The sequence below is a fragment of the Bacillus salipaludis genome (genome assembly GCF_004358205.1).
Genome location: NZ_SMYO01000006.1, coordinates 55,327 through 80,279, shown reverse-complemented (window position 1 = coordinate 80,279; position 24,953 = coordinate 55,327). Strand labels below are relative to the sequence as shown.

Sequence of the window (24,953 nt, the reverse complement as noted above, 5' to 3'; positions counted from 1 at the left end):
AAAAAAGACTGCTAATGCAGCCTTGTTTAATTTTTATTTACTTTAAGAAATTCATAGTAATCCTGTGAATGATAGCTCCTAAATCCACATGATTCATAGAGTCCAAGTGCACGGGCATTTTTGGCTTCCACTTCAAGAAAAATAGAAAGTCCTTTTTGATGCTCCATTTTTACCACTTTAGATAAAGCTTTTCTCCCAATTCCCTTCCCGCGAAGTTCGGGATAAATTGCGAAACCGTAGATCCATGCATCGCCATCTTTTTCATCCACACGCATTTTCCCTGCCGTTCTACCATTTGCTTCAATAATGAGCCATTGTTCGTTACTGTCTTTCCTAATCTCCTGTTGCATCTTACGAGCCTCATTTTCATATAGACCAAAGCCTAAGACATCCAGTTGGACTTCAGCTTCCCAATCATCATTTGAAATCGATGGCCTTACGATAATAGCAGGATCCTCTGTCAATTCTGTTTTATGCCATTTCATTTGATATTCTGCGACGGTAAACGTACAAGGAATATTTTTTAAAAACGCCTTTGCCGTTTGGGAGCTGGTAGGAGCATTTAACAAAATGTTTCTGACGTTTCGTTTCTTTACTTCCTCAAGTCCCATTTCAAGCAATTTAGAGAATATACCTCTTCTCCGGTAATTCGGATGGACCATTCCGCAGAGTTCCACTTTGTTCCCAAAATAATAGCTTCCGAGAAAACCAACGAGTCGGCCATTTTCATAATAGAAGAAATCATCCTTACTATTTTCAGCCCGGTTTTCAAGCATATCAAAATTCAACTTCAGGTGAAAGCCGCCCTCTAATTCACAAACCTCCTGAAGAGCTTTAATATCAAGTAAATCTAACTCTGTTAACATTACAGACCACTCCTTTCACAACGCTTTATTTCTATTCTGGACAAACTCTAGACATTCCTGCTTTTGGGAAAATGTTCTTTCACTTTGTTTAAGTCTAATAACGACACCTTATGAGTTTTAGCCTTCACTCCTTCTATGAAGACCATTTCCTCCTGTGACTTAATGAGTTTTGGACTTCATTCCTTCTATGAAGACCATTTCCTTCAGCCAACCTCATGAGTTTTGGACTTTATTCCTTCTATGAAGACCATTTCCTCCAGTCTCCTCATGAGTGTTGGACTTCACTCCTTCTATGAAGACCATTTCCTCCTGTACCCTCATGAGTTTTGGACTTCATTCCTTCTATGAAGACCATTTCCTCCTGTATCCTTCTGAGTTTTGGACTTCATTCCTTCTATGAAGACCATTTCCTCCTGTCTCCTCATGAGTTTTAGCCTTCATTCCTTTTATGAAGACCATTTCCTCCAGTACCCTCATGAGTTTTGGACTTCATTCCTTCTATGAAGACCATTTCCTCCTGTACCCTCATGAGTTTTGGACTTCATTCCTTCTATGAAGACCATTTCCTCCTGCACCCCTCATGAGTTTTAGCCTTCATTCCTTCTATGAAGACCATTTCCTCCTGTACCCTCATGAGTTTTGGACTTCATTCCTTCTATGAAGACCATTTCCTTCATCCACCTCATGAGTTTTGGACTTCATTCCTTCTATGAAGACCATTTCCTTCATCCACCTCATGAGTTTTGGACTTCATTCCTTCTATGAAGACCATTTCCTTCAGCCAACCTCATGAGTTTTGGACTTCATTCCTTCTATGAAGACCATTTCCTCCTGTCTCCTCATGAGTTTTAGCCTTCATTCCTTTTATGAAGACCATTTCCTCCTGTACCCTCATGAGTTTCGGACTTCATTCCTTCTATGAAGACCATTTCCTCCTGTACCCTCATGAGTTTTGGACTTTATTCCTTCTATGAAGACCATTTCCTCCAGTCCCCTCATGAGTTTTAGCTTTCATTCCTTCTATGAAGACCATTTCCTTCAGCCAACCTCATGAGTTTTGGACTTCATTCCTTCTATGAAGACCATTTCCTTCAGCTACCTCATGTGTTTTGGACTTCATTCCTTCTATGAAGACCATTTCCTCCAGTACCCTCATGAGTTTCGGACTTCATTCCTTCTATGAAGACCATTTCCTCCTGTACCCTCATGAGTTTTGGACTTTATTCCTTCTATGAAGACCATTTCCTCCTGTCTCCTCATGAGTTTCGGACTTCATTCCTTCTATGAAGACCATTTCCTCCTGTGACTTAATGAGTTTTGGACTTCATTCCTTCTATGAAGACCATTTCCTCCTGTACCCTCATGAGTTTTGGACTTCATTCCTTCTATGAAGACCATTTCCTCCTGTACCCTCATGAGTTTTGGACTTCATTCCTTCTATGAAGACCATTTCCTTCAGCCACCTCATGTGTTTTGGACTTCATTCCTTCTATGAAGACCATTTTCTTCAGCCACCTCATGAGTTTTGGCCTTCATTCCTTCTATGAAGACCATTTCCTTCAGCCACCTCATGCGTTTTGGACTTCATTCCTTCTATGAAGACCATTTCCTCCCGTACCCTTCTGAGTTTTGGACTTCATTCCGTACAAAACATCTAGGTCCAGACTAATTCCCCTCAATCAGCATACTAAATCATACAAAAATAAACACAAAAAAGGCAACGCCCCAAAAAAACTGGTTCGTTGCCTTGCGAAAGCTTCAGCTAACACCTATTTATTTTAATACACGTCACGCTGATAACGGCCATTTGATTGCATTTCTTTTAGATACGCTTCAGCTGCATCACGAGCCATTTCGCCTTCTTTTTCAATCACAGTAATTAGGGCTTCATGGACATCCTTTGCCATATGTTCTTTATCACCACAAACGTAGAACGTTGCACCTTTTTCTAACCATGCAAACAATTCTTTGCCATGTTCAAGCATTTTGTGCTGAACATAAACCTTTTGAGCTGTATCACGAGAGAATGCAACATCAAGTTTTGTTAGGATTCCATCCTGTAGATATTTTTCTAACTCATCCTGATAAAGGAAATCCGACGCAGCATGCTGGTCTCCAAAGAATAACCATGTCTTGCCTGATGCTTTATTTACTGCACGCTCCTCGATAAACGAACGGAATGGTGCAATGCCTGTCCCAGGGCCAACCATGATAATATCACTTTCCCCGGTCTCCGGTAGATGGAAGTGTTTATTTGGTTGAACAAATACTGGAAGCGTATCGCCCTCTTGAACGCGTTCCGCACATTGTATCGAGCAAACCCCTTTACGATCACGTCCGTTAGATGAGTATCGTACAGCACCAATGGTTAAATGTACTTCATTTGGATGAGCGGCAATGCTGCTAGCAATCGAATAAAGCCGTGGCGGCATTTTTCTTAATAGGGAAACGATTTCTTGGGCAGTAGCTTTCCATGGACCAAAGTCACGTAACATATCAAGCAAATCACGGCCATAGCAATATTCTTTTAGTTGCGCAGCGTTTTCAACCACCACAAGCTTTTGAAGCTCTTCATTTTCAGTGAATGCGGCTGCCTGCTGTAAAATCTTTTTATTCAGCAGGGTAATTTCAAAGAAGCTTGTGAGCGCTTCCTTTAATGGCAGTGTTTCACCTTGCTTATTAATAGTGACAACTGCTTCTTCATCCCAATGCATTTCCACAAGAAGGGCAGCCACAAGTTCTGGATCGTTTTCAGGAACAACACCAAGAGCATCTCCTGGTACATAAGAAAGGCCAGAGCCTTCTAACGACAACTCTATATGTCTTGTTTCTTTACTAGAGCCTTCTCCATTTAAATTTACATTTTTAAGAATCCTTGCTGGAAATGGATTCGTTCTTGAAAATGTAGGTGTAGGTTTGTCTTTTTTTGCATTATCTGCAGTAACTTGCATTTCTCTTACCTCCCAAAGTTGTATATATGCTAGGATAACACAGAGAAAAGAAATCAGGTATGTTTTTTAACACATAATTTTCAAAAATTTAATCCCGCCCATCCTTCTTATTTAAAAAATTCCAACTAATTAAAAATAAACTATAAAATCAAACGACAAAAAATGTTCTATTCTATGTTTTTCGATAGTATTTCTGCTCATATTTCCTCAACAATTGTGAGCAAACCTCGTATTTCATAAGAAAGTGACGATGAAAACTCATCATACCCAGAAAGGAAAGAACAAAACAATATTGAATTATACTTCATCAGGGTTAAAAACCTTAAAACCATTTCGGAAAGGTTGTGAGTGGATGAGACTTCAGAATGTACAACCTAGGAAAAACTTCAGCTATATCTTCGTTCAATTTCCAGGTATGAAAATGAATGTCCCTATGCTCTCGAACGGTGAGAGAAAGGCGGTGAAAGAAGATATTGCCCTATGTGTCCAACTAAACCGCAACGAAAAAGTCAATCAATTGTATCTTGTGCGCACTGAGAGTATCAAACCCTTTGATTTCACAGATGAGGAAATGGGCACAAAAGCCTATTATCGAGTCATCAGGAAAAAAGAAGCCTCACAAGACTCACACACAAACGAAACCGAGGATTTTGTTACGTTCATTACGGATGAAGTGTCTGTTGTCCAGATGAAAACGGAAACAGGATATCACTTCGTCTTGGTATTGAATGAACGCGAAATCGGAATCGTCGCTTCGATTGAAGAGGAAGTTTTACAAACTGTAAACGCTTCATTGACAACACAAGAAGAAGAGAAAGAGCCTGTCGCAGTTAAATTTGTTTCTTCAAAAAATAAAGCTGTCTTCTCAAGTAGGGAAAGAAAGAGGATCTTCTTGGGAGGCCATGTCTTTCAGGATAACGTAGTTTTTGAGCCAATCCGAATTCTTTTGGAGGGCGCTAAGAAAAAAGTTGCACTATTTTCCCCTGCCGCATTAGATTTTATCGGTCCGGGTGATCAGAAACAAACCATTTTTATCATGAAGGGATGGTGAAGGATTATTTTTAAAAGGAATATACAACTTCATACAATATCTAATCGAAGAAAAAGGATTAAAAAGGTAATCCTTTCGATTAGATAAATTCCATGATAAAAGGACGTGATAAAGAAAAGAAACTTTTTCCTAATAATAAATTTAAGGTGCTTAACCAATCGGGTTAAGCACCTTTTTTATGATTATCCGTTTATAAAACAATCATCATTAAAGTTTATCATTTCAGTAAGGAATTTAGCCTTAAATTTTTCGAATGCTTCTGAATGCTTCTTTTGCCTCTTTTTTTGTGTCAAATTCAAACATGTTAAAATTGTTTTTGGAATTTTGTTCATTTCTTTAAAAATTCTTTGTACATTTTAAAACCGTAAAGGTGAGGAACATTTTAAATGTCCCCATATTATGGCTTATAAATTAAAACATAATCACCAGGTCCAGTTAGTGCCACGCCAAGAACAACAGCAATTAAAATAAAATTATATTCATATCCTCCATCAGTTAGCCAAAAACCATTTTTACCATGGACAGTGATGATTGCATCAATCATCACAATAATAATTAGGACTGCACCTAACCAGGTGAGGATGCCGGCGGAAAAAAGGAGACCTCCTATAAGTTCAAATATTCCGGCAAGGATTGCCCAGGTTCTTCCGCCTGTCTTAATTCCAATCGTACCTAAAAATTCACCGAACTTTACTACCCCTGGTCCCCCAAACCATCCAAACAATTTTTGGGCTCCATGCCCTACAAACGTAAGACCAATAGCCAAACGTATAATCAAAAGGCCGATATTAACCATTCCCATACCTCTCCTTTCTTTAAGTGTAGATCATTAATATTGACTCACTTCTAAAAGATTGTTCCTTTACCTTAGCAACGCAGATAAATGCTCCAGAATAGCAGATAAATTTATTTGAAATAATTTTTCTAAAATAAAAACAACTAGAGAAGGCCCTTTGAAGAGCCTTTTCTAGTTATTCCTTCCACTTACTGTTCTTTTACCTTCGCACGTTTAATAAAGAACGCTAAAATTAAAGCGACAAATGCAATACCCGTTGCGACAATAAACGAATCATTAATCCCGTCAATGGTCGCTTGCTGCATCGATTGCCCATAAACCAAATAGGTTGTTAGTTGTTTTCCTGCTGCAGCAGGAATGTGGGCATAACCTGATAAGACCTGCGTAAGCTGCGAAAATTTATCAGCAATAAAAGGATTCGAACTTGTAACAGTATTGGTAAAATCACCATAATGCCCCCCTTGCCTTGTCGACATGACCGTTACAAGAAGCGCCGTCCCAATACTACCCGCAACCTGTCTGGCCGTATTAGAGGCCGCAGTCCCGTGCGCACCAAGATGACGTGGCAATTGGTTAAGTCCCTCTGTCATAACTGTCATCATAATAAAGGACATCCCAAACATCCGCATGACATATAGAAATAAGATATGACCATAGCTGGTTGTCATACTAAGACTTGTAAACTGCCATGTGGTTATGACCGTAATCGCTAAGCCAATAACCGCCAGCCATCTTGCACCAATTTTATCAAAAAGTGCGCCTGAGATAGGTGACATAATCCCCATCACGATGGCACCAGGAAGCATCAATAATCCTGATTCCAATGCCGTATAGCCGCGAATATTTTGCAAATAAATCGGAAGCAGGATCATGGCACCAAACATCGCCATATTCACGATCATACTAATAATCGTCGTTAAAGCGAAAATGTCATATTTAAAAACTCGTAAATCAAGCATCGGCTTATCTGCTGTTAATTCACGCCAGACGAAAGCAACTAATGAAATAATACCGACCGCTAAGGAAACGATAACCGTACCGCTGTCCCAGCCATCATTTCCAGCTTCGCTAAAGCCATACAATAGGAAGCCGAAACCTAAGGTTGAAAATAAAAATCCTGGAAAATCAAATTTCGGATTGGTTATTTTCGTTACGTCCTTCATCCACAAAAAGCTTAGAATTAAATCAAGGACACCGATTGGAATGACAATGTCAAACAGTAGTCTCCATGAATAATGTCCAATCAGCCAACCGGACAAGGTCGGTCCAATTGCAGGGGCAAAGATCATAACAATGCCCATAATCCCCATTGCCTTGCCTCGTTTTTCTGGAGGGAATAACGCGAAAAATACCGTCATCAAAAGCGGCATAATAATACCCGCACCACTTGCCTGAATAATCCTTCCAATCATCAGCATACTAAAATTGGCTGACAGGGAACAAACCAACGATCCTAGTGTGAAGAGAAGAATGGCAGAGATAAATAGTTTCCTAGTCCCAAACTTTTCAATCAGGAAGGCTGTAACAGGAATCGCAATTCCGTTAACCAGCATATAACCTGTTGAGAGCCATTGAACCGTATTCGCCGAAACACCTAAATCATTCATAATATGGGGGATGGCTACATTCAATAAGGTTTGATTCAGAATGGCAACAAAGGCACCAAGCATTAACGCGACAAGCACTTTCCCTGTTCCTGAATTCCCTTTATCGTCAACAGCCTTTTCTTTTTCCCGCTTCTTTCTAACTTCTTCTTTCTGTACATCCGCAACATATTCTAATGCCGGTTCAGCAATCGCCGAATCTTCAAGCATTTCTTCGACTTGATGGGATAAATCCTGCTGGGTATTAACCGCAACCTCTTCAGTTTCCAAACTTATTTCCTTTAATTCATCATCATTGATTTTCGTTTGAACAGGATTTTCCTTACCCTCTTGATCCATCACTTTCGTTGGAAGCATGTTCCGCTTTCTTTGTTTGATCATCGTAAAATTTATAATAAGTAAAACCAATATGGCTAAAATAACATAACCCGTGATATATATGGACATTTTATCACCTACTTATGAATTCGCACGGTTACGTTCATACCAGGGACAATGGCAACACCTTTATTATCATCAATGGATACTTTTACAGGAACAACCTGTGTAACTTTTGTGTAATTACCTGTGGTATTTGTACTAGGCAATAGAGAGAATGTCCCTGAAGTTGCTAAGCCGATTTGTTTTACTGTTCCCTTTAATTCGCTATTTGGGAATGCATCCACATAAATATCGACATCCTGTCCTACTGCGATTTCATCAATACTTGTTTCCTCAATATTCGCTGTTACCCATAATTTATCCAGATTATAGACTTGGGCAAGCGGTGTCCCTGCGGCAACAAACGAATCTTTAACGGCATTACTTTGCACAATCGTTCCATCCGTTGGAAGCGTCACATTCATTTTGACAGGTTTACCATCCGCGCCCGTAGTAGTAATAGTTCCAACCTTATCATCTTTTGAAAAATGGTCGCCAACATTGGCATTCCAATTTGTTAATTTTCCATTTGCCGTTGCTGCAATCGTCACCTGTTGTCCAGCAATTTGGGCATTGTCAGTCGTTAAATAATTGACTGATTTATTGTAATAGGCATAAATCCCAAAACCTCCTCCTACTAGAACAAGTAACATAATAATGTTGATTAAAAGTAAACGTTTTGCACTCATTAACCCTATTCCTCCTCTATTGTAAGCTTCTGTAAGACAATCGTTTGCAACCGTAACAGCTCCGAGACATCCTCCTCCGGTAAATCAAGGACATCGTTCATTTTATTGATAAAAAGGGAGTCCGAAGAATGAAACTGATCTAAGATCATTTTCCCTTTTTCTGTTAAATGAATGGAGACCACCCTTCTATTTTCAGGGGGAATTACCCTTTCGACTAAGCCCATTTGAACTAATCGTTCAATCACATTACTTGCAGTACTGTTCGTCATTCTTAATTTTTCGGCAAGTTCTCCTAAACTTATATTGGGATTCGTCGCAAGCTTGTAGATTGCCTTTAATTGGACTGTTGTGATTCCTAATTTATCTGCATCAAATTTAATCAGTCTTTTGATGGCTTTATTGATCGCTAAATATGATTCATAGATCTCATTATTTAGTACGGCCATCGCTGCTCTCCTTTCTATTATTCTTCTAAACTTTCCCACTGGAATATTTCGTATGCGAAATAATCTTTACAGAAATACATTATAATCAGTGGACATTTAAGTGTCAATATAAAAAATGACACATTGTCATATGTGCATTGACATTAATTTATAGGCCTATTATCATATAGTTAGGATAAATTGTGACACATTGTCATATGATATAAGGAGTGAAATCGTTGCCAAAACCAACGTTTTTAAATTTATCAAAAGAAAAACAAGAAGGATTATTGAAAGCTGCGAAGAAGGAATTTTCGCGGGTTCCATTAAATGAAGCATCCATTTCAAATATCATTAAGGATGCTGGCATACCCAGGGGGAGTTTTTATCAATATTTTGAGGATAAGGAAGATGTGTTCTATTTTTTATTAGATGAGCATTCTACTCGGAATAATGAGCGCTTCATTTCCATCTTAAAAATGAATGAAGGAGATTTATTTCAGTCCTTTATCGATTGGTTTAAATCCATTCTCATCACCTTTGAAGAACAGGAAAATCGCCAATATTTTAAAAATACCTTTTTAAACATGAATTATCGAATCGAAAAAGCGATAACACAGAATATTTATGAGGAAAAAGCAAAAAGCAGATTCATGGGAATCATTCACTCGATCAACTCGGAAAATTTAAATGTACAAAATGAGGAAGAATTGCACCATATCTTTAAAATCATGACGGCCGTAATGCTTCGAAATCTCATTTCTGTCTTTGCGAGGGAAATTCATATGAATGATGCAATGAAGGCCTTTTCTTTGGAACTGGATTTACTTAAAAGAGGGTTCTATAAGAAATAAAAAATAAGTGCCAGGCCTCTCCCATACTGGATTGGTGCCTGGCACTTATTATATTTCTATACTATACAATAAAACGCTCATCATTATAGTAAATCATTTCTGTAAGAAATTTCGGACCTTGAATTTTTTTAAATGCCTCTTTTGCTTCTTTTTCTGTGTCAAATTCAAACATGTTAACATTGTTTTTTGAATAGACTGTGATAATCCACATAAAAATATATTCCTCTTTTCATAGATTAATAGAAATGATTTAACTAAACAGATTTACTATACTGCTGTTTCTTTCTTGATTTCCAAGGCATTTGTTTCCTTATTTGCCCTAATTTCTTCATTCACTTTGTACGCTTCTTGCAGATATTCTGTCTCATACCCACTTTTAAAGCCCCAAACATAAAATACTAGAGATAAACCGGCAATTAAGAGCATATCCCAGCCGTATGGGATAATGTCCTTTCCGCCAAACTTGTTACTTCCTAAATAGGATACACACATCATACATAATAGGTATACAACCATCCATAGACCAGCGAGAAAATTCCGGCGGAACCCTTTCCATTTCACTTTTATTTGATAGTAAAAATAAATCGGAAGACCAATCATAATAAATAATAATACCTGTCCGGTTAACGGCCAACATGCCCAATAGAGGGTTAAAGAAGCAAAAACAAACCCGCATGGAGCAATAATGCTCAGTCCTTTTAGCTTGATAGGCCGATACAAACGTGCCCCTGTCCTTCTTAATGTCATGACGGTAACAGGTCCTGTAATATAAGAAATTAACGTCGCAACAGAAATGACTTCCGCCAGTTTCCCCCAGCCTCTAAACAAGAACAAAAATAGAAACGATACAGCCAGGTTTAAGAACATTGCCGGACGTGGTACGCCATACAAGGGATGAATATTTCCAAACACTGCTGGAAAATACTTATTCTTTTGCATCCCATAGATCATCCGCGCCGTTGTGGCGGTATACGTAATAGCTGTTCCTGAAGGAGAAATAAAAGCATCAGAATAGAGTATGATGACGAGCCAGTTCAGGTTTAGTGCAATAGCCAAATCAGCAAAAGGAGAATTAAAATTTAACAGATTCCAGCCATGGACAACTAAGGAAGGATCGACAGACCCAATAAAAGCAACTTGCAAGAGAACATAGATCATCGTTGCAATCAGGACCGAACCCACTACCGCAATCGGGATGGAACGCCCGGGATTCTTAGCCTCACCTGCCATATTGATTGGACTTTGAAAACCATTGAATGCAAAAATTATACCTGATGTCGCGACAGCTGTAAAGACACTTGATAAACTATGACTTTCGCCTCCTGAGTTCAACGTAAAATTCCCGCCATGAAAACCTACAAATAAGAGGGAGCCAATCGTCAGTCCAGGGATGATGATTTTAAAAACCGTGATTAGAGAGTTCGCTTTTGCAAATAAGCTAACCGTCCAATAATTAATGAGAAAATAGATAAATAAAAATACAGAAGCAAGCAATAAGCCTTTTAAGGTTAGACTGCCATTTACGACCAGTTGATGAGTCCACTGAGCCCATTTCCAAGGCAACGAACTCATATATTGAACAGAAGCAATGGCCTCAACGGGAATTACCGAAACTATGGCAATCCAATTAGACCAACCGGCGAGAAACCCAATGAACGACCCATGAGAATATTGAGTATATTTCACCATTCCCCCTGCTTCAGGGAACATCGAGCCTAATTCACAATAAGAAAGAGCAATAAATAAAATAACCGTCATTCCGATGAGCCAGGAAAAAATCGCTGCAGGACCGGCGATTTGCGCCGCTCTCCAAGCCCCAAATAACCAGCCAGATCCGATCATCGAACCTATACCCACCATTGTTAAGGCAAACGTTCCCATCCTTCTTTGTAATTGATTGTTCATCCATTCAACCTCTTTCTTATTTAGATAACTTTAAAAAATACAGAGATCCCATTCCTGAGCCAAATGCTTTAATAATTTAACACCTGTCAGGCTATTCCCAAATTCATCAATTGCCGGTCCATAAATCCCGATTCCACAACCGTCTTGAAAGGGATGTTCTCTATTTTTATTTGGCGGAACTAACGCCAGAATTCCTCCGGATACCCCGCTTTTTGCCGGGAGCCCGACAAATGCCGCAAATTTACCGGAAGCATTGTACATTCCACAAGTAATCATCAAAGCTTTGGTCAGTCTGGCCACTTCTTTAGGCAAAACCTGTACGTGTTGAATGGGATGGTATCCATCATGCGCCAAGATCATTCCAATCATGGCGATATCTTCTGTAGTCACTTCCAGCGAACAAAGCTTTAAGTAAACTTCAAGTGTTTCCTCCACCTCGGCTTCTAAAAAGCCAGTCTCTTTTAAATAGTAAGCCAAAGCCCGGTTTCGATGTGCTGTTTGCCATTCGGATTGAAACACTTCCTCATTCAGGTTTGGACGTTTTCCTATCATACTCTCAATTAATTGATTAACATTTTCTAGTTTACTTTGCGACGAATCCCCAGGAAGCATGGAAGCAACAGTAATGGCACCTGCATTGATCATCGGGTTAAATGGCTTTCCCGGTTTATGCATTTCCAAACGAATGATAGAATTAAAGGGATCACCTGTTGGTTCGACATCAACCCGGTCCAACACATAAGAAATACCACGGGTTACACATGCTGTAATAAAGCTGATTACTTTTGAGATACTTTGTAATGTAAATGGGACTTGCCAATCCCCTGACCGGATGGTTGAACCTGTTGGTAATGCAATACAAATTCCCAGCTGAAATAAGTTGGCCTTCCCCAAAGCAGGAATATAGCTAGCACATTTTCCTTCCGTGGCAAAAGAGCGAAAATGAGTCACCAATTTATCCAACCCATCTATTCTTTGATTATGAACCTCTTGTTTTATCGCTTGGCTCAATTTCTTCTCTCCTTTAATGTTTTTACATTAATGAAAGCGGAATCCCCTCACTTTCATAAAATGTTCGGTTTAGAAACCGCTTTCGAAATGTTACTTAAAAAATATAATTGATTCTATAATCCGCACTACAAAAGAAAACGGAAATCTACAGAAAGTTTTTTATCTTAAAAATAAAATTTCTCAAAAATGGCTCTGGCATTGTGTTCAGATATTTCTACCTGTATACTTTTGTTCAGACAAACAGGAAGTGATCATTTTGAATTTCAGCCCACTACTCAAAAAAGACATCAACATCCTTATTTTGATGTTGATAACGGTCCCCTTAGCAGGTGTTATCAATTTTTATCCAATCAATGCCGCCTTCAGAATCAGTTTTGGGGTGCCGACCTTTTTATTCTTTTTGTTATTATTTCGTAAGATTCCGCCTGTCTTGCCCGGTTTTTTGACCGCTATAAATATTGTAGGGTTTCGTATCCTGCTAGAATTTATCCAGAATGAGCATTTTCATTGGGTAAGCTCTTTGAAAGACAATTTTTCAAGCTTTTTCTTTTATTTGGCTTATGCTTGTTTCTTTTATTTGGCAAGAGTCAACCGATTTCATAACCGGCTTTTGGTCATCGGATGGATAGGCATTTCAATCGAGATCCTGTCTGATATCGTTGAACTGACCGTTCAATACTTTGTTTTAGGAACTACAATTAAAATTTCATCACTAAGCGAAATCCTGATGATGGCAATTTCGCACAGTTTTATTGTTCTTAGCTTTTTCACCATCATGCAGCTGTATCAGGCACAAGAAAGAGAAAGACAAATTCGAAAACAAAATGAGCATATGCTCCTGTTGATTTCCAACCTATATGAAGAATCAATTCATTTAAAAAAAACGTTGGTAAATGCCGAAAACATTACAAAAAAATCCTATGATTTATACAAAGGCTTATATGAGTTGAAAAACGTTCCGAGTATTGCCAATTCAATCGAGGATTTCTCTAGGGAGGCGTTGAGTATCGCTGGAGAAGTTCATGAGATTAAAAAAGATAATCAGCGTATTTTTGCAGGACTTTCGAAGCTCATCTCCGTTGAACGTTTTGCGGATTATATGGAACTAAACGAGCTGATTTCCATCATAAAACGGACAAATGAAAAATATGCCTCTTTACTAGGTAAAGAGATTCACATTGAGTATTCCATTAGTGGAGTTCATCCTCCCTACCACGCGTTCACCCTTTTATCAATCATCAATAATATCGTCACAAACGCGGTAGAAGCAATTGACAATGTTGGAATTATTTCAATCAACATTGAAAAGAATCAAGAAATGATTGAATTTGAAATTGGCGATAACGGACCCGGTATCCTAGCCAAGCGAAAAAATGCAATATTCAAGCCAGGATTTACCTCGAAATATGATCAGTCCGGAAATCCATCTACTGGTATGGGATTATCGTTTGTCAAAGAAATGATGGAACAACTTGAAGGTAAAATAACGGTTGAGGATCAAGCAGAAGGAACAGGAACGATTTTCATAATTCGATTACCCGTGAGTCAGTTAATCAAGAAAGGATGATTCGATGCGATTTTACATTATCGACGATGATGAAGCAGTTCGGTCGATGTTAGCCCAAATCATCGAAGACGAAGGTTTAGGGGAAGTTGTTGGAGAAGCAGAAGATGGTTCATTAATTGATGGCGAAAATCTGAACATGCTTAACATCGAAATTTTATTAATTGATTTGTTGATGCCAAATCGGGACGGATTGGAAACCATCCGGCAAATAAAATCGTATTTCGAAGGAAAAATCATCATGATTTCTCAAGTCGAATCAAAAGATTTGATTGCCGAAGCATACTCGCTTGGCAGTGAATACTATATCAATAAACCGGTAAACAGAATTGAAGTATTAACGATTCTTCAAAAAGTCATCGAAAAAATCCAATTGGAAAAATCGATACAGGATATTCACAAGTCTCTTCATGCCGTGCTTAAATTCGATCCATCACCAAGAAAAGCAAATCCTATGAATAAAAAAAGCATCAGAAATTCCGGTCAATTTCTATTAACGGAATTAGGGATCGCAGGTGAAAATGGCAGTAAAGATTTACTGGACATCCTCGAATATTTAGAGCAAACTGAACAAACAGACATTTTAAACAATCGCTTTCCTACCCTAAAAGGAATATTTATCGATTTAGCTAAAAAAAGACTGGGAACCGCTGCTCCAGTCGTCGAAATAAACAAAGAAATTAAAGCAACCGAACAGCGGGTGCGCCGGGCCATTTATCAGTCGTTGAATCATCTGGCATCCCTTGGTCTAGCCGATTTTTCGAATTGGAAGTTTGAGAATTATGCTTCAAAGTTTTTTGACTTTGCAACCGTCAGGACTAAAATGGCAGAATTAAAGAATGGCTCTGCACCATCAACATCGCTAACCCGAATCAATGCGAAAAAATTTATTCAAGTCCTCTATTTTGAAGCTCACCGGGTTCATTCAGAACAATAGCTTACATGTTTAACAAAAAAACTTCACGGAATTCTTGTTTCGTGAAGTTTTTTCTTTGAGATCTATCTATTAGTAATCTTATTTATAATGACCGGATGCCCCGTAACCTTTGATCGTTATTTTCACGTTGTAATGAATGGGAACCTTACTGAAGGTTTGATCCCAATCCTTTTTAACTTTTTCCCATAATTTCGGATTTTCAATTTTTATACGGTTGCCAAAACCAGCCACGTCTACTTGATATTTCTTTTGCATTTTTTTTACTGAATCCTCGACCAATTGTTTTACGGCACTTTCGATTGACGCTTCTGCCCTTTTAAGAAAAGAATTTTCAAACGGTGTACTGGATGTTACCCGATGCTCCATTAATATCCCTTTTGATTCAATATTGACATCAAATGAGATGGTGTTTCCCCTTATATGTGGTGTGATTTTACTTTTTATGGTTTCAATCTCATACATAATCAGCCTTTTTGACTGTTGATCAAAACTTTTGACCACACCGCCTTTTTCTTTTCCCGCCAACCAGGTAATTCCTTCTAATTCCTTCTTATTTAAAAAACCACGCAATTTTTTTGTCTTTCCATCTATCACTGCAGCTCCGGCAAATTCCACTTGTCCATTTGCTGAAACCACGTTTTGTAATAGAAAACTGGAACCCGATTGGAGCTTGCTATCCAATTTAATAATCGAGACTGGAGGTAAAATCCTGGTTGTTCGATAAGCATTATCGACGATTCCAAACAAACGGAAGGCAGGAACTTCTCCTTCCTTCTTGGATATTAAGGAATCGCTTGCTCTCCCATTACTGACAACCACCAGACAGCTTGGGCGGAACTCATTATCCCGAAGATACAGATCAAATAACTCTTGCAAACTGAACGATCGCGCCAGTTCTTCCCCAATAACCACGACTTTCATATGTGAGGCATTTAAGGGAAGGTCCGACCGTAATGATAATTCCCGCACCTCTTGGATAAGAGAATTTCCCGTTTCAGAAATATTCAAGTAGGAATTTTTTTGTGATTCTTCCCCTTTACTCGATGAGCTGGCGATTTCTGGCGTAATAAGTTGGTAAGTGATAGTAATTGCATTTTCCTTTGAATCCTCTGCGTATTTCTCATTCATCATTTTTTCGGAGTTTGAATCCTTATTTGTATCTAGGGCCATTCCTACCCCAAGACTTAACTCCTCGATTTCATGGCTGCTCCAACAGCCAGTGAGGGAAAACAGAAAAATAACAGACAGTGAACCAAAAAGAATACGAACGAACAAGTGTTTAAACTTCATGTTGCCCTTCTCACCCATTTTGCGATGATGAGAAGGAATAGTGGCATTACACCAAATAGATACAATGCAGCATTCCCAATTACATCACCAAGCTTAAAAACATCATTTAAATTTTTAGGAATCATGGAAATTAAATAAATAACCGGTACCAATCCAATCATAAATGTATGAATATTCTTTTTAAAAATTTGAGCCAGTCCCAGTGCAGCAGCATAGTGTGCAATTGTATAAATGGTAAACATTTGCATAATCCAAATCGCCAGCAGCAATGATTCAAATCGTTCAAAAATCAAACCTGAGATTTCAAAACTTCGCAGCAGATCAAGTGTCGGCCATGTTCTTGTGACCACCTCATCCGCTGATAATGCACCAATTACAAGGACGACAGTAATGATATAAAATATTAAAGGAATCGTAATACCCACTATCACGGCTTTTACTGCTTTATTTGGCTCACTCATAAAAGCCACAAGGAACAGCATAACCTCAGGACCAGTAAATGCAAGCGCCGTTGTTTTTACCCCTTTTAGCACTGGTATAATTCCCGCCCCCAATACGGGACGTAAATTATCGATCTCAAATATTTTGAAACTCAAAAAAATGGCGAGCAAAAAAAGGACGACCGTTATCGGTAAAATAATATCAAAATGTCGTGCAATTGGATTAATTCCGCCCATCATTAAATAAAGCCCCACCAACATGAATGGCAGGATAATCGCCCAACTGGGAGTTCCTTCCAGTAATAAGAACTTTGTTACTTCCGTCAAGGAACGGATTTGAAAACCGGATGTGGCGAGAAAATAACCAATAACAAGTAAACCAAGAAATCCGCCGACCCACTTGCCTACAATATCCTGACTATAGAGATAAAAAGTTTTTTGCGGAAATCGCTGGCTTAACTTCGCAATAATAATTCCTGCAAGGATTGCTAGCAGCCCGCCTAACAAAACGGTGATCCATACATCAGGAGTACCCACCTTATCTACGGACGCCCTGGGCAAGGTGAGGATTCCTGTGCCAAGAATCGCGTTGATGAGGATAACCGCTGCCTGGGAAGTCGTGATTTGATCTTTAGGATTTAGAATCATACCTTACTCTTCCTTTCACGATACATTATCCCTTCCGTATCTTATCTTTCGGATGATTCACTTTTGGACGTTCCTTCATCATCATAAGCGGCATGCGAAACATAAAGTCCTTCCAATCACTTAAACGATAAGGAGCCGCCGGACTCACATATGGAGTGCCAAAACTTTTTAATTTCACTAAATGGGCGGTTAAGAAGATGAAAAATAAAATCACCCCGTACAAACCTAAAACTGCAGAAAAAAGCATGGCTACGAAGCGAAGGATACGTAGCGGTATCCCTCCGCTATATTGCGGAATGGCAAACGATGAAATAGCCGTTAAAGATACGATAATGACTAAAATATTGCTCACAATCCCTGCCTGTACAGCGGCTTCACCAATAATTAATCCACCGACAATGCCCATTGCCGGACCAATAGGTTTTGGCAGACGGAGCCCGGCTTCCCTCAAAATTTCTATGGAAATTTCCATGAATAAGGCTTCAATCAATGCCGGGAATGGAACCCCTGTCCTCGAACCTATAATGGAAATCGCTAACTTAGTCGGAATCATCCCTGGGTGAAACGAGATAAAAGCAATATACAGCGCTGGTGTGAAAAGAGCCAGAATCGATGCCAGATACCGAAGTAATCGGAGCAGTGTACCGGGAATCCATCTTTCATAATAGTCTTCCGGTGATTGTAACATCATGCTAAAGGTAACCGGAACAATTAATGCAAAAGGCGTTCCATCCAGTAAAATGGATACCCGGCCTTCCATTAAAGCAGCCATTACTCGATCAGGACGCTCTGTACTCTGCACCTGTGGAAAGGGGCTTCGGTAATTATCTTCAATCAACTGCTCGACATAACCGGATTCCGGGATATGATCAAGATCAATTTTCTTTATGCGCGTTTCTACCTCTTGAACTAAATCCGGGTCGACAATTCCTTTAATGTAAGCAACCACCAAATCTTTTTTTAAAGTCCTACCAACTCGAAAATTTACAAAGGTTAGATTTTCAATTTCACCGTTTCCTCGCAAAATTGAGGTATTATCCCTCAAAGACTCCGTAAATCCAACGCGAGGCCCTCGGACTAAAGACTCAGATACAGGTTCTTCTATCGCTCTTGTTTTTAATTTTGTGGTACCTAAGACGAGCACCTCTGAAGACCCATCGATTAAAAGTGCTGCAGAGCCTGTTAGGATTTTAGCAGCTGCCACTTTTATCGAACCTATCTCTTCAATTTCACTAATCGGGATCACTTGGTTTTTTAAAAATTCATTTAATTGATTTCCTTTTACTGCGGATAATTCATGTTTTAATTCTGAAGAAAATTCAACCATTAAGGATGAAATAATTTGTTTATTTATGAGTTCTATGTCAGATAATCCAATGACAAAAATGAGGCATGCCCCTATCCCAGTACGCCCCATGTTAAACTCCCGATAATGGACATCCCAGTTTTGACCGATTTCTTGTTTTACTAATTCTAAATTTATTGGTAAGTCGTCGGTAAAACTTGTAGCAGATTCTTGAGAAACAGTATCTCGTCCATAAGCCTTTTTGTCTGCAAGTCTGTTTATTTTTAGTTTTCTCATTGATTAATCACTCACTAGTTGTTAATCTGCGAACCAAGAATAGATCATTTTGGACTGTGTATGTACCATCATTTTTGTCTTTTATATAGGAATTTAAACCATTTTGGTTCAGTTGCAATTGGATATATTTGCACAAATGAATTTGTAAAAGATGCAACCATCAGCCAACAGTTACTTACATCCTTGACCCCCTATGGCCGTCAGATCGGCGAAAACTTGGAAAAAAATCGGAACGGAAGATTCAAAATTACTAAGCAGAAGAAAACTCAAAGGAATGAAAAGGATATCATGGGGTGAGTGCACAAAAGTAATGGCCGATTCCATGCAAAAACTGCTTTTGAAACATTTTTCAGAAGAGTAATTACTCTAGTTTCTCCTTTACTTGTTTTATTTATTACGGTGGTTTTCTGTGGTGCTCTTCGAAGCAGTGGGATTTCTATAAAAAAACACCCACAAAAATTTATAAATAAATTTGTGAGTGTTTTACCGTTTTATATTTTGGTTCACTATGTTAGCTTTTTAAATCTCTTGTTACATATATATGGAAACACTTTTATACAATTTGAAGACATTCCTAATGAGATAAAACAGTTGTGTTCTCTCGTACCATTTGAATAAAATACTTCATAATTCTACTATCTTCTGTTAACTCTGGATGAAAGGAACAACCTAAAAATTGACCTTCTCGAGCTAACACAATGCGCTCTTCATGTTTTGCTAGAATTTCAACATTTTCACCGGCATCTACGATATGTGGTGCCCGGATAAAAACAGCAGGAATATCTTCCCCTATTCCATGAATGGATAGCTCTACTTCAAAACTATCTACTTGGCGTCCGAATGAATTCCGTTCAACCACTACTTCCATTAACCCAAGATGAGGCGTATCATATCCGACGATTTCTTTTGCTAATAAAATCAGACCCGCACATGTTCCAAACATCGGAATTCCTTTGTCAGCTAAAGCACGAATGGGTTCTAGTAAACCGTAACGGTCCAGCAGCTTACGCATTGTCGTACTTTCTCCGCCAGGCAATACCAGACCATTTATATCTTTTAGATCCTCAACAGATTTAACAGAAATGGCTTCACAACCAAGCTCTTCTATTTGTCTAATATGCTCTCTGACTGCACCCTGTAATGCAAGTATCCCAATTTTCAGCATGTTACCAACCACGTTCCTGCATTCGTTCGCTTGCAGCTAGCGTTGAAATATCAATACCTTTCATCGGTGTCCCTAACTCTTTTGAAATTTCTGCAATCAGTTTATAGTCTTGATAATGTGTAGTTGCTTCTACAATGGCACGTGCGAATTTTTCTGGGTTATCCGATTTAAAAATACCTGATCCTACAAATACACCATCTGCTCCAAGTTCCATCATTAAAGCTGCATCGGCAGGTGTCGCTACCCCACCAGCAGCAAAATTTACAACTGGTAAGCGCCCTAATTTTTTGATTTCAAGTAATAATTCAAATGGTGCTCCTAAATTTTTTGCTTCAGTCATTAATTCATCTGTACTCATACCCACAACGCGTCTTACTTGCGCATTCACTTTTCGAATATGACGAACAGCTTCTACAATATTACCTGTTCCCGGTTCACCTTTCGTACGTAACATGGAAGCTCCTTCTCCAATCCGACGTGCAGCTTCCCCTAAATCGCGACACCCACATACAAAAGGTACGGTATAGTCGCTTTTTAATAAATGGTATTCTTCATCAGCAGGAGTCAATACTTCACTTTCATCGATGTAATCAACACCCATTGATTCTAATACACGTGCTTCTACAATATGACCAATACGTGCTTTTGCCATTACTGGAATGGTTACAGCGTTCAATACTTCCTCTACAATACGAGGATCCGCCATACGGGCTACGCCCCCAGCTTTTCTAATATCAGATGGTACCCGTTCTAAAGCCATAACAGCAACTGCACCTGCAGCCTCTGCAATTTTTGCTTGCTCGGCATTAATGACGTCCATAATAACGCCGCCTTTTTGCATTTCTGCCATTCCACGTTTTACTCTTTCAGTTCCAACTTGTTTCATAAAAATAACCTCCAATGACTTGATGATTCCTAGTATAATAGAAATTGACTTTAAGAAAAGGTTCAATTTTCAAAAAATCAATATGGTCAGTTGGGGGAATTGCAGATGGATATGCTTATGTTTAAATTGGATAAAAGTACAGCAAAACCTTTATATGAACAGCTTTATATCGGTATCAAGGATGCCATTATCCATAAACAAATTGAAGTTGGAACCAAATTACCATCCAAAAAAAAATTAGCTGAATTTTTAAATATCAGTCAAACAACGATTGAAATTGCCTATTTTCAACTCATGGCAGAAGGCTATGTGGTATCTAAACCTCGGATTGGTTTCTTTGTAGAAGAGATCGATGAATTACCCTATATTGAAAAAGAGCATTTAAACATGCCTATAGAGAAGGTCGAGAAGAAAATCTATCAATTTGACTTCCATCCGGGAAAAATTGATACCGACTCATTCCCATTTTCACTTTGGCGAAAATATGCAAAAAATTTATATGATAGTAGCTCAAAAGAGTTTTTACAAATTGGAGACCCTCAAGGAGAATTGGCATTAAGAGCTGAAATTTCAAAATATCTTTATCAATCAAGGGGGATTGTATGTAAACCAGATCAGATTGTCATTGGTTCGGGAACGGAACATCTACTTCCAATGATTCTAAGATTACTTGAAAATGATTCAAAATTTGCTCTTGAGAACCCTGGCTATTCTGCTATCCCCAAAATACAATTAGAAAATAGAGCCATCCCGATTCCGGTAGATGAAGAAGGTTTAATGGTGGATGAACTTGAAAAAACAAATGCCAACGTTGTTTACATTACACCTTCACACCAATTCCCAACGGGTGCGGTACTATCAGCAACAAGAAGAACACACCTGTTAAACTGGGCTGCAAAAGATGAAAATCATTACATCATTGAAGATGATTACGATAGTGAGTTTCGTTATATCGGAAAACCCATTCCTGCATTACAAGGCTTAGACCAAAACAATAAAGTCATTTATATGAGCACTTTTTCCAAATCATTAATGCCTTCCTTACGTGTTGCTTATATTGTATTACCTACAACCTTGCTGCAAAAATACAAAGAGGCATTTAGTTTTTACTCGGCAACCGTACCGAGATTTGATCAGCATATTTTAGCTAATTTTATGAGAGATGGATATTTTTCAAAACACTTAAACCGGATGCGAAAAATTTATCGTAAAAAACATGAAAAATTAACCCAAATATTTGAAACCTATTATCCTGATGTTAAAATCACTGGAGACCAAGCCGGAATGCACGTTTTAATTTCTGTCCCCCTGTCAAAAAGTGAAGATCAGTTGCAACGGATAGCAGCAAAAGACAATATTGCCATCTATCCAGTAAGCGATTATTTATTAAAGCCAATTGAATATCAATATCCAACCTTTCTATTTGGCTTTGGCAGTATTCCAATCGATCAAATTGAAAAAGGCATTCACCAATTAATGCAATGCTGGGGAATTTCAAAATCAAAAAAGCGATAGAGCGATCAGTCAACTTGGATTTTTGTAATTAAATTTCATCTAAAAACTAATATTACATTATTTTTCCAATATTTTAATAATAAAAGGAACCAGACTGTAGAGTCAGGTTCCTTTTTAAGATTTTTCAAGTAAAGATTATTGGTTTAAATGTTTGATGAATTCTTTCATGAACCCTGGCAGGTCAGGCCATGCATGTCCTGATACTAGATTTCCTTCAACATGGAGATGTTTGTCAATATATTTTGCCCCTGCTGCTTCCACATCTGGTTTACAGGCAATATATGCAGTCAATTCACGGCCCTCCAAGTATTGGCGGACTGTTGTTAAAATTAGACTGGCATGGCATATGGCTGCTACTGGTTTATTCGCTTCAAAAAAGTGAGCAACAATTCTTGGAACATTTTTATTTAACCGAATGTATTCAGGTGCCCTTCCTCCAGGAATAATTAACCCGTCATATTCTTCAGGATTGACATCTTCAAATGCAAGGTTAGACTCAATCAGATATCCCTTGCTTTCCGTATAGGTATCCCAACCGATGAAATCATGTACGACTGTTTGCAGTTTCTTCTCGGATGGTGCAGCAATTTTAACATCATATCCTTCTTCTAGGCAGCGAAAATATGGATAATAAACCTCTAAAGATTCAACGGCATCCCCTGCTAAAATTAGTACTTTTTTTGACATACTCATCCCTCCATACACTATAAACCAAGCCAACATTATTTATATTCGAAACTCTTTCTATTATTACTTTTTTACCTTATATTGTTTTCATAAATCTGTCACAACTTCCCCTCTCCCACCATGTCCTTTTCACCCGTTTTTCTTTATATAGGCGGTGAAAGGGTGGTGCAATTATATGCAAATAAAATCAGGTAAAATTGAAGGCTTCGAACAATATTCTCAATTCTCTTCACTTAAGGAATTTAATACCCATCTAGAGATGTGGCTGGCTATACATAAGAAGGATTTTTCGAAAGGTGAATTAATTGGACTAAAACGGCTGGTTCGTTTTTCGGCAAAAATCCCAGGAGTTTCGAATGCCAAAATTGGCACCGTCTTAAAAGCGATTCATGAAGAATATCATGACAACGGCATTTCCCGGTCAACCTTTAAACGGATGATCCAAAAAGCAATCAACTTAGGAATCATGACAGTCTATGAAACCGAAAGAAAAAACGGCTCACAATCGAGTAACCTTTATGTATTTAATCGTTTTCCTCAAAGTGAACCACCAAAAGAGGAAAAAATGGACCACCCTAAAACTAGCAATCTTCCTAAAACCAATAATCAAGAGATAAATAAACGTAATCAAGAACCGTCTGTTGAAATCGATCACACTTTTGTTAGTGACCGAGTACCGAAACCGTTTATGCAATTAGTAAAATTCTTCTTTTCTGATGCTAAAACCATTGAAGAATTTTGGCATATGGTGAATATTGCAGCCTATCGAGGTGACCAGGAAAAGAATAAAGATCAAGTTCTAGAAACAGCCATTCAAGCATTTAAGCAATTAGTTAGAAAGCTAAAAACAAATTCCATCGTCAAAAAACCAATCGCCTATTTTTATGGAATTCTTGAGAAAAAATTTGAAGAGCTTTATTTTGAGGAATTATGGGAGATGGGGTTTAGTCTGAAAGAACAGGATTAAACATTGAATTCATCCTTTGGATTTAAATTGATTGTCTGTTAATATAGTGTGTGTTGATAAGACAATGAATGTGTTAGGGGAATCATAATGGGAAAACTTTTTAAACTTGTCATGCTTCTTATAGGAGCTTTTGTGTTAATTTTTATCATCGTTGGGGTTGTCAATGGAATTCCGCATATCTTAGATGAGAAAAATGCACCACAACAAAGTGAAAAAGCTCTGCCAGGTAAAGCAGACTATGATCAAATTCGCGTAGGAGATGTAAAGACTGGCGAAGGTGGCATGACTAAAGCTGAGGTAGAAAAAATCCTTGGGAAACCAACTGACCAAACCCAAGGCCAATCAGGGAAATTGAAAATGGAAGTCTACACCTATGCTGCAAGTGCCGGTCCGAATTCGATATTGGTAACATTCATACATGGGCACGTCTCTGGTAAAACCCAAACAGGACTTGAATAGAAATTCAAATCATCATAATTTCAACTGTCATATTTACTGGTTGACCGAATATCTATATTGTATGGGAAACGTAAGTCTTTACTTCTTCTTAGTGAGACCGGAGGATAGAAAATTCACTTAGGTTAGGAGGGCGAATGAAGATTAACCTAGAGGTTATGATTCAGTTGCTTACGCTCATAGTGATGATGATCGGACTTGCTGTCAAGGAAAAGTAAGACTTTACCACCTGGGAAAACGAGCC

22 protein-coding genes are annotated in these 24,953 nt (G+C 38.4%); 7 read left to right on the top strand and 15 right to left on the bottom strand.

Annotated elements, in window-relative coordinates:
• Window positions 1–26: 26 nt before the first annotated feature.
• Together E2K98_RS13480 and E2K98_RS13475 are read right to left on the bottom strand one after the other, a co-directional pair.
• Window positions 27–866 (bottom strand): GNAT family N-acetyltransferase, encoded by an 840-nt coding sequence (locus E2K98_RS13480; RefSeq protein WP_133334878.1) that lies wholly within the window; start codon window positions 864–866, stop codon window positions 27–29.
• Window positions 867–2,644: 1,778 nt separating this feature from the next.
• Window positions 2,645–3,817, bottom strand: a complete 1,173-nt coding sequence (locus E2K98_RS13475; protein ID WP_133334876.1) for a sulfite reductase subunit alpha — start codon at window positions 3,815–3,817, stop codon at window positions 2,645–2,647.
• A gap of 352 nt (window positions 3,818–4,169) precedes the next feature.
• Between E2K98_RS13475 and E2K98_RS13470 the strand changes: the two genes are divergently transcribed.
• Window positions 4,170–4,868: a hypothetical protein gene (locus E2K98_RS13470; protein WP_133334874.1), complete on the top strand. Its 699-nt coding sequence runs from the start codon at window positions 4,170–4,172 to the stop codon at window positions 4,866–4,868.
• A 397-nt stretch (window positions 4,869–5,265) separates the two neighbouring features.
• Here E2K98_RS13470 and E2K98_RS13465 read toward each other — a convergent pair whose 3' ends face one another.
• The 4 genes from E2K98_RS13465 to E2K98_RS13450 all read right to left on the bottom strand — a co-directional run bounded on the left by E2K98_RS13465 (window position 5,266) and on the right by E2K98_RS13450 (window position 8,823).
• On the bottom strand, window positions 5,266–5,664 hold the full coding sequence (locus E2K98_RS13465) for a DoxX family protein (RefSeq protein WP_133334872.1): 399 nt from the start codon (window positions 5,662–5,664) through the stop codon (window positions 5,266–5,268).
• A gap of 188 nt (window positions 5,665–5,852) precedes the next feature.
• Window positions 5,853–7,715, bottom strand: a complete 1,863-nt coding sequence (locus E2K98_RS13460) for a DHA2 family efflux MFS transporter permease subunit (protein ID WP_133334870.1) — start codon at window positions 7,713–7,715, stop codon at window positions 5,853–5,855.
• An 8-nt stretch (window positions 7,716–7,723) separates the two neighbouring features.
• Window positions 7,724–8,377, bottom strand: a complete 654-nt coding sequence (locus tag E2K98_RS13455; RefSeq protein ID WP_133334868.1) for an HlyD family secretion protein — start codon at window positions 8,375–8,377, stop codon at window positions 7,724–7,726.
• Between the two features lie 5 nt (window positions 8,378–8,382).
• Window positions 8,383–8,823, bottom strand: a complete 441-nt coding sequence (locus E2K98_RS13450; protein WP_133334866.1) for a MarR family winged helix-turn-helix transcriptional regulator — start codon at window positions 8,821–8,823, stop codon at window positions 8,383–8,385.
• Window positions 8,824–9,032: 209 nt separating this feature from the next.
• On the opposite strand from E2K98_RS13450, the gene E2K98_RS13445 reads away from it, so the two are divergent.
• The gene (locus E2K98_RS13445; RefSeq protein WP_308913722.1) at window positions 9,033–9,656 is read left to right on the top strand and encodes a TetR/AcrR family transcriptional regulator; all 624 of its coding nucleotides are present in this window, start codon (window positions 9,033–9,035) and stop codon (window positions 9,654–9,656) included.
• 61 nt (window positions 9,657–9,717) lie between these two features.
• On the opposite strand, the gene E2K98_RS30935 is transcribed toward E2K98_RS13445, so the two are convergent.
• From E2K98_RS30935 to E2K98_RS13435, 3 genes are read right to left on the bottom strand one after another with little or no spacing between them, the layout of a single operon-like run.
• The gene (locus E2K98_RS30935) at window positions 9,718–9,867 is read right to left on the bottom strand and encodes a hypothetical protein (protein WP_165976266.1); all 150 of its coding nucleotides are present in this window, start codon (window positions 9,865–9,867) and stop codon (window positions 9,718–9,720) included.
• A 56-nt stretch (window positions 9,868–9,923) separates the two neighbouring features.
• Window positions 9,924–11,561, bottom strand: a complete 1,638-nt coding sequence (locus tag E2K98_RS13440; RefSeq protein WP_133334862.1) for an APC family permease — start codon at window positions 11,559–11,561, stop codon at window positions 9,924–9,926.
• A 30-nt stretch (window positions 11,562–11,591) separates the two neighbouring features.
• A complete protein-coding gene (locus tag E2K98_RS13435; RefSeq protein ID WP_133334860.1) occupies window positions 11,592–12,572 on the bottom strand; it encodes a glutaminase in 981 nt (326 codons plus the stop codon).
• Window positions 12,573–12,819: 247 nt separating this feature from the next.
• On the opposite strand from E2K98_RS13435, the gene E2K98_RS13430 reads away from it, so the two are divergent.
• Together E2K98_RS13430 and E2K98_RS13425 are read left to right on the top strand one after the other, a co-directional pair.
• Window positions 12,820–14,139, top strand: a complete 1,320-nt coding sequence (locus E2K98_RS13430; RefSeq protein WP_133334858.1) for an ATP-binding protein — start codon at window positions 12,820–12,822, stop codon at window positions 14,137–14,139.
• 4 nt (window positions 14,140–14,143) lie between these two features.
• Window positions 14,144–15,073 (top strand): response regulator, encoded by a 930-nt coding sequence (locus E2K98_RS13425; protein WP_133334856.1) that lies wholly within the window; start codon window positions 14,144–14,146, stop codon window positions 15,071–15,073.
• Window positions 15,074–15,151: 78 nt separating this feature from the next.
• Here E2K98_RS13425 and E2K98_RS13420 read toward each other — a convergent pair whose 3' ends face one another.
• The 5 genes from E2K98_RS13420 to pdxS all read right to left on the bottom strand — a co-directional run bounded on the left by E2K98_RS13420 (window position 15,152) and on the right by pdxS (window position 21,084).
• On the bottom strand, window positions 15,152–16,363 hold the full coding sequence (locus tag E2K98_RS13420) for a Ger(x)C family spore germination protein (protein ID WP_133334854.1): 1,212 nt from the start codon (window positions 16,361–16,363) through the stop codon (window positions 15,152–15,154).
• Complete coding sequence (locus E2K98_RS13415; RefSeq protein ID WP_133334852.1) at window positions 16,360–17,451, bottom strand: spore germination protein; 1,092 nt, start codon at window positions 17,449–17,451, stop codon at window positions 16,360–16,362. Before E2K98_RS13415 ends, E2K98_RS13420 begins: the two co-directional genes overlap by 4 nt.
• 25 nt (window positions 17,452–17,476) lie before the next feature.
• Window positions 17,477–19,033, bottom strand: a complete 1,557-nt coding sequence (locus tag E2K98_RS13410) for a spore germination protein (RefSeq protein WP_133334850.1) — start codon at window positions 19,031–19,033, stop codon at window positions 17,477–17,479.
• Between the two features lie 574 nt (window positions 19,034–19,607).
• Window positions 19,608–20,198: a pyridoxal 5'-phosphate synthase glutaminase subunit PdxT gene (pdxT, locus tag E2K98_RS13405; protein ID WP_133334848.1), complete on the bottom strand. Its 591-nt coding sequence runs from the start codon at window positions 20,196–20,198 to the stop codon at window positions 19,608–19,610.
• Window position 20,199: 1 nt separating this feature from the next.
• Window positions 20,200–21,084, bottom strand: coding sequence for a pyridoxal 5'-phosphate synthase lyase subunit PdxS (gene pdxS / locus E2K98_RS13400; protein WP_026576133.1), 885 nt, complete (start codon window positions 21,082–21,084; stop codon window positions 20,200–20,202).
• Between the two features lie 105 nt (window positions 21,085–21,189).
• On the opposite strand from pdxS, the gene pdxR reads away from it, so the two are divergent.
• Window positions 21,190–22,599 carry a MocR-like pyridoxine biosynthesis transcription factor PdxR gene (gene pdxR, locus E2K98_RS13395; protein WP_208025368.1) on the top strand — a complete coding sequence of 470 codons (1,410 nt, stop codon included), beginning with the start codon at window positions 21,190–21,192 and terminating at the stop codon, window positions 22,597–22,599.
• Between the two features lie 135 nt (window positions 22,600–22,734).
• Here the strand turns inward: pdxR and E2K98_RS13390 are convergent, their stop codons facing one another.
• Window positions 22,735–23,286, bottom strand: coding sequence for a DJ-1/PfpI family protein (locus tag E2K98_RS13390; RefSeq protein ID WP_133334846.1), 552 nt, complete (start codon window positions 23,284–23,286; stop codon window positions 22,735–22,737).
• 175 nt (window positions 23,287–23,461) lie between these two features.
• On the opposite strand from E2K98_RS13390, the gene E2K98_RS13385 reads away from it, so the two are divergent.
• Both E2K98_RS13385 and E2K98_RS13380 read left to right on the top strand, forming a co-directional pair.
• Window positions 23,462–24,253, top strand: coding sequence for a hypothetical protein (locus E2K98_RS13385; RefSeq protein WP_133334844.1), 792 nt, complete (start codon window positions 23,462–23,464; stop codon window positions 24,251–24,253).
• Window positions 24,254–24,340: 87 nt separating this feature from the next.
• Window positions 24,341–24,712, top strand: coding sequence for a hypothetical protein (locus tag E2K98_RS13380; RefSeq protein ID WP_133334842.1), 372 nt, complete (start codon window positions 24,341–24,343; stop codon window positions 24,710–24,712).
• Window positions 24,713–24,953 lie beyond the last annotated feature (241 nt).

Bases quoted from the DNA above. Each gene is read 5' to 3' on its own strand.
- E2K98_RS13415 (WP_133334852.1), bottom strand. From the start codon at position 17,451: ATGATTCTAAATCCTAAAGATCAAATCACGACTTCCCAGGCAGCGGTT.
- E2K98_RS13390 (WP_133334846.1), bottom strand. From the start codon at position 23,286: ATGTCAAAAAAAGTACTAATTTTAGCAGGGGATGCCGTTGAATCTTTA.
- E2K98_RS13380 (WP_133334842.1), top strand. From the start codon at position 24,341: ATGGGAAAACTTTTTAAACTTGTCATGCTTCTTATAGGAGCTTTTGTG.
- E2K98_RS13465 (WP_133334872.1), bottom strand. From the start codon at position 5,664: ATGGTTAATATCGGCCTTTTGATTATACGTTTGGCTATTGGTCTTACG.
- E2K98_RS13440 (WP_133334862.1), bottom strand. From the start codon at position 11,561: ATGAACAATCAATTACAAAGAAGGATGGGAACGTTTGCCTTAACAATG.
- E2K98_RS13425 (WP_133334856.1), top strand. From the start codon at position 14,144: ATGCGATTTTACATTATCGACGATGATGAAGCAGTTCGGTCGATGTTA.
- pdxR (WP_208025368.1), top strand. From the start codon at position 21,190: ATGGATATGCTTATGTTTAAATTGGATAAAAGTACAGCAAAACCTTTA.
- pdxS (WP_026576133.1), bottom strand. From the start codon at position 21,084: ATGAAACAAGTTGGAACTGAAAGAGTAAAACGTGGAATGGCAGAAATG.
- E2K98_RS30935 (WP_165976266.1), bottom strand. From the start codon at position 9,867: ATGTGGATTATCACAGTCTATTCAAAAAACAATGTTAACATGTTTGAA.
- E2K98_RS13420 (WP_133334854.1), bottom strand. From the start codon at position 16,363: ATGAAGTTTAAACACTTGTTCGTTCGTATTCTTTTTGGTTCACTGTCT.
- E2K98_RS13450 (WP_133334866.1), bottom strand. From the start codon at position 8,823: ATGGCCGTACTAAATAATGAGATCTATGAATCATATTTAGCGATCAAT.
- E2K98_RS13385 (WP_133334844.1), top strand. From the start codon at position 23,462: ATGCAAATAAAATCAGGTAAAATTGAAGGCTTCGAACAATATTCTCAA.
- E2K98_RS13480 (WP_133334878.1), bottom strand. From the start codon at position 866: ATGTTAACAGAGTTAGATTTACTTGATATTAAAGCTCTTCAGGAGGTT.
- E2K98_RS13460 (WP_133334870.1), bottom strand. From the start codon at position 7,715: ATGTCCATATATATCACGGGTTATGTTATTTTAGCCATATTGGTTTTA.
- E2K98_RS13455 (WP_133334868.1), bottom strand. From the start codon at position 8,377: ATGAGTGCAAAACGTTTACTTTTAATCAACATTATTATGTTACTTGTT.
- E2K98_RS13475 (WP_133334876.1), bottom strand. From the start codon at position 3,817: ATGCAAGTTACTGCAGATAATGCAAAAAAAGACAAACCTACACCTACA.
- pdxT (WP_133334848.1), bottom strand. From the start codon at position 20,198: ATGCTGAAAATTGGGATACTTGCATTACAGGGTGCAGTCAGAGAGCAT.
- E2K98_RS13470 (WP_133334874.1), top strand. From the start codon at position 4,170: ATGAGACTTCAGAATGTACAACCTAGGAAAAACTTCAGCTATATCTTC.
- E2K98_RS13410 (WP_133334850.1), bottom strand. From the start codon at position 19,033: ATGAGAAAACTAAAAATAAACAGACTTGCAGACAAAAAGGCTTATGGA.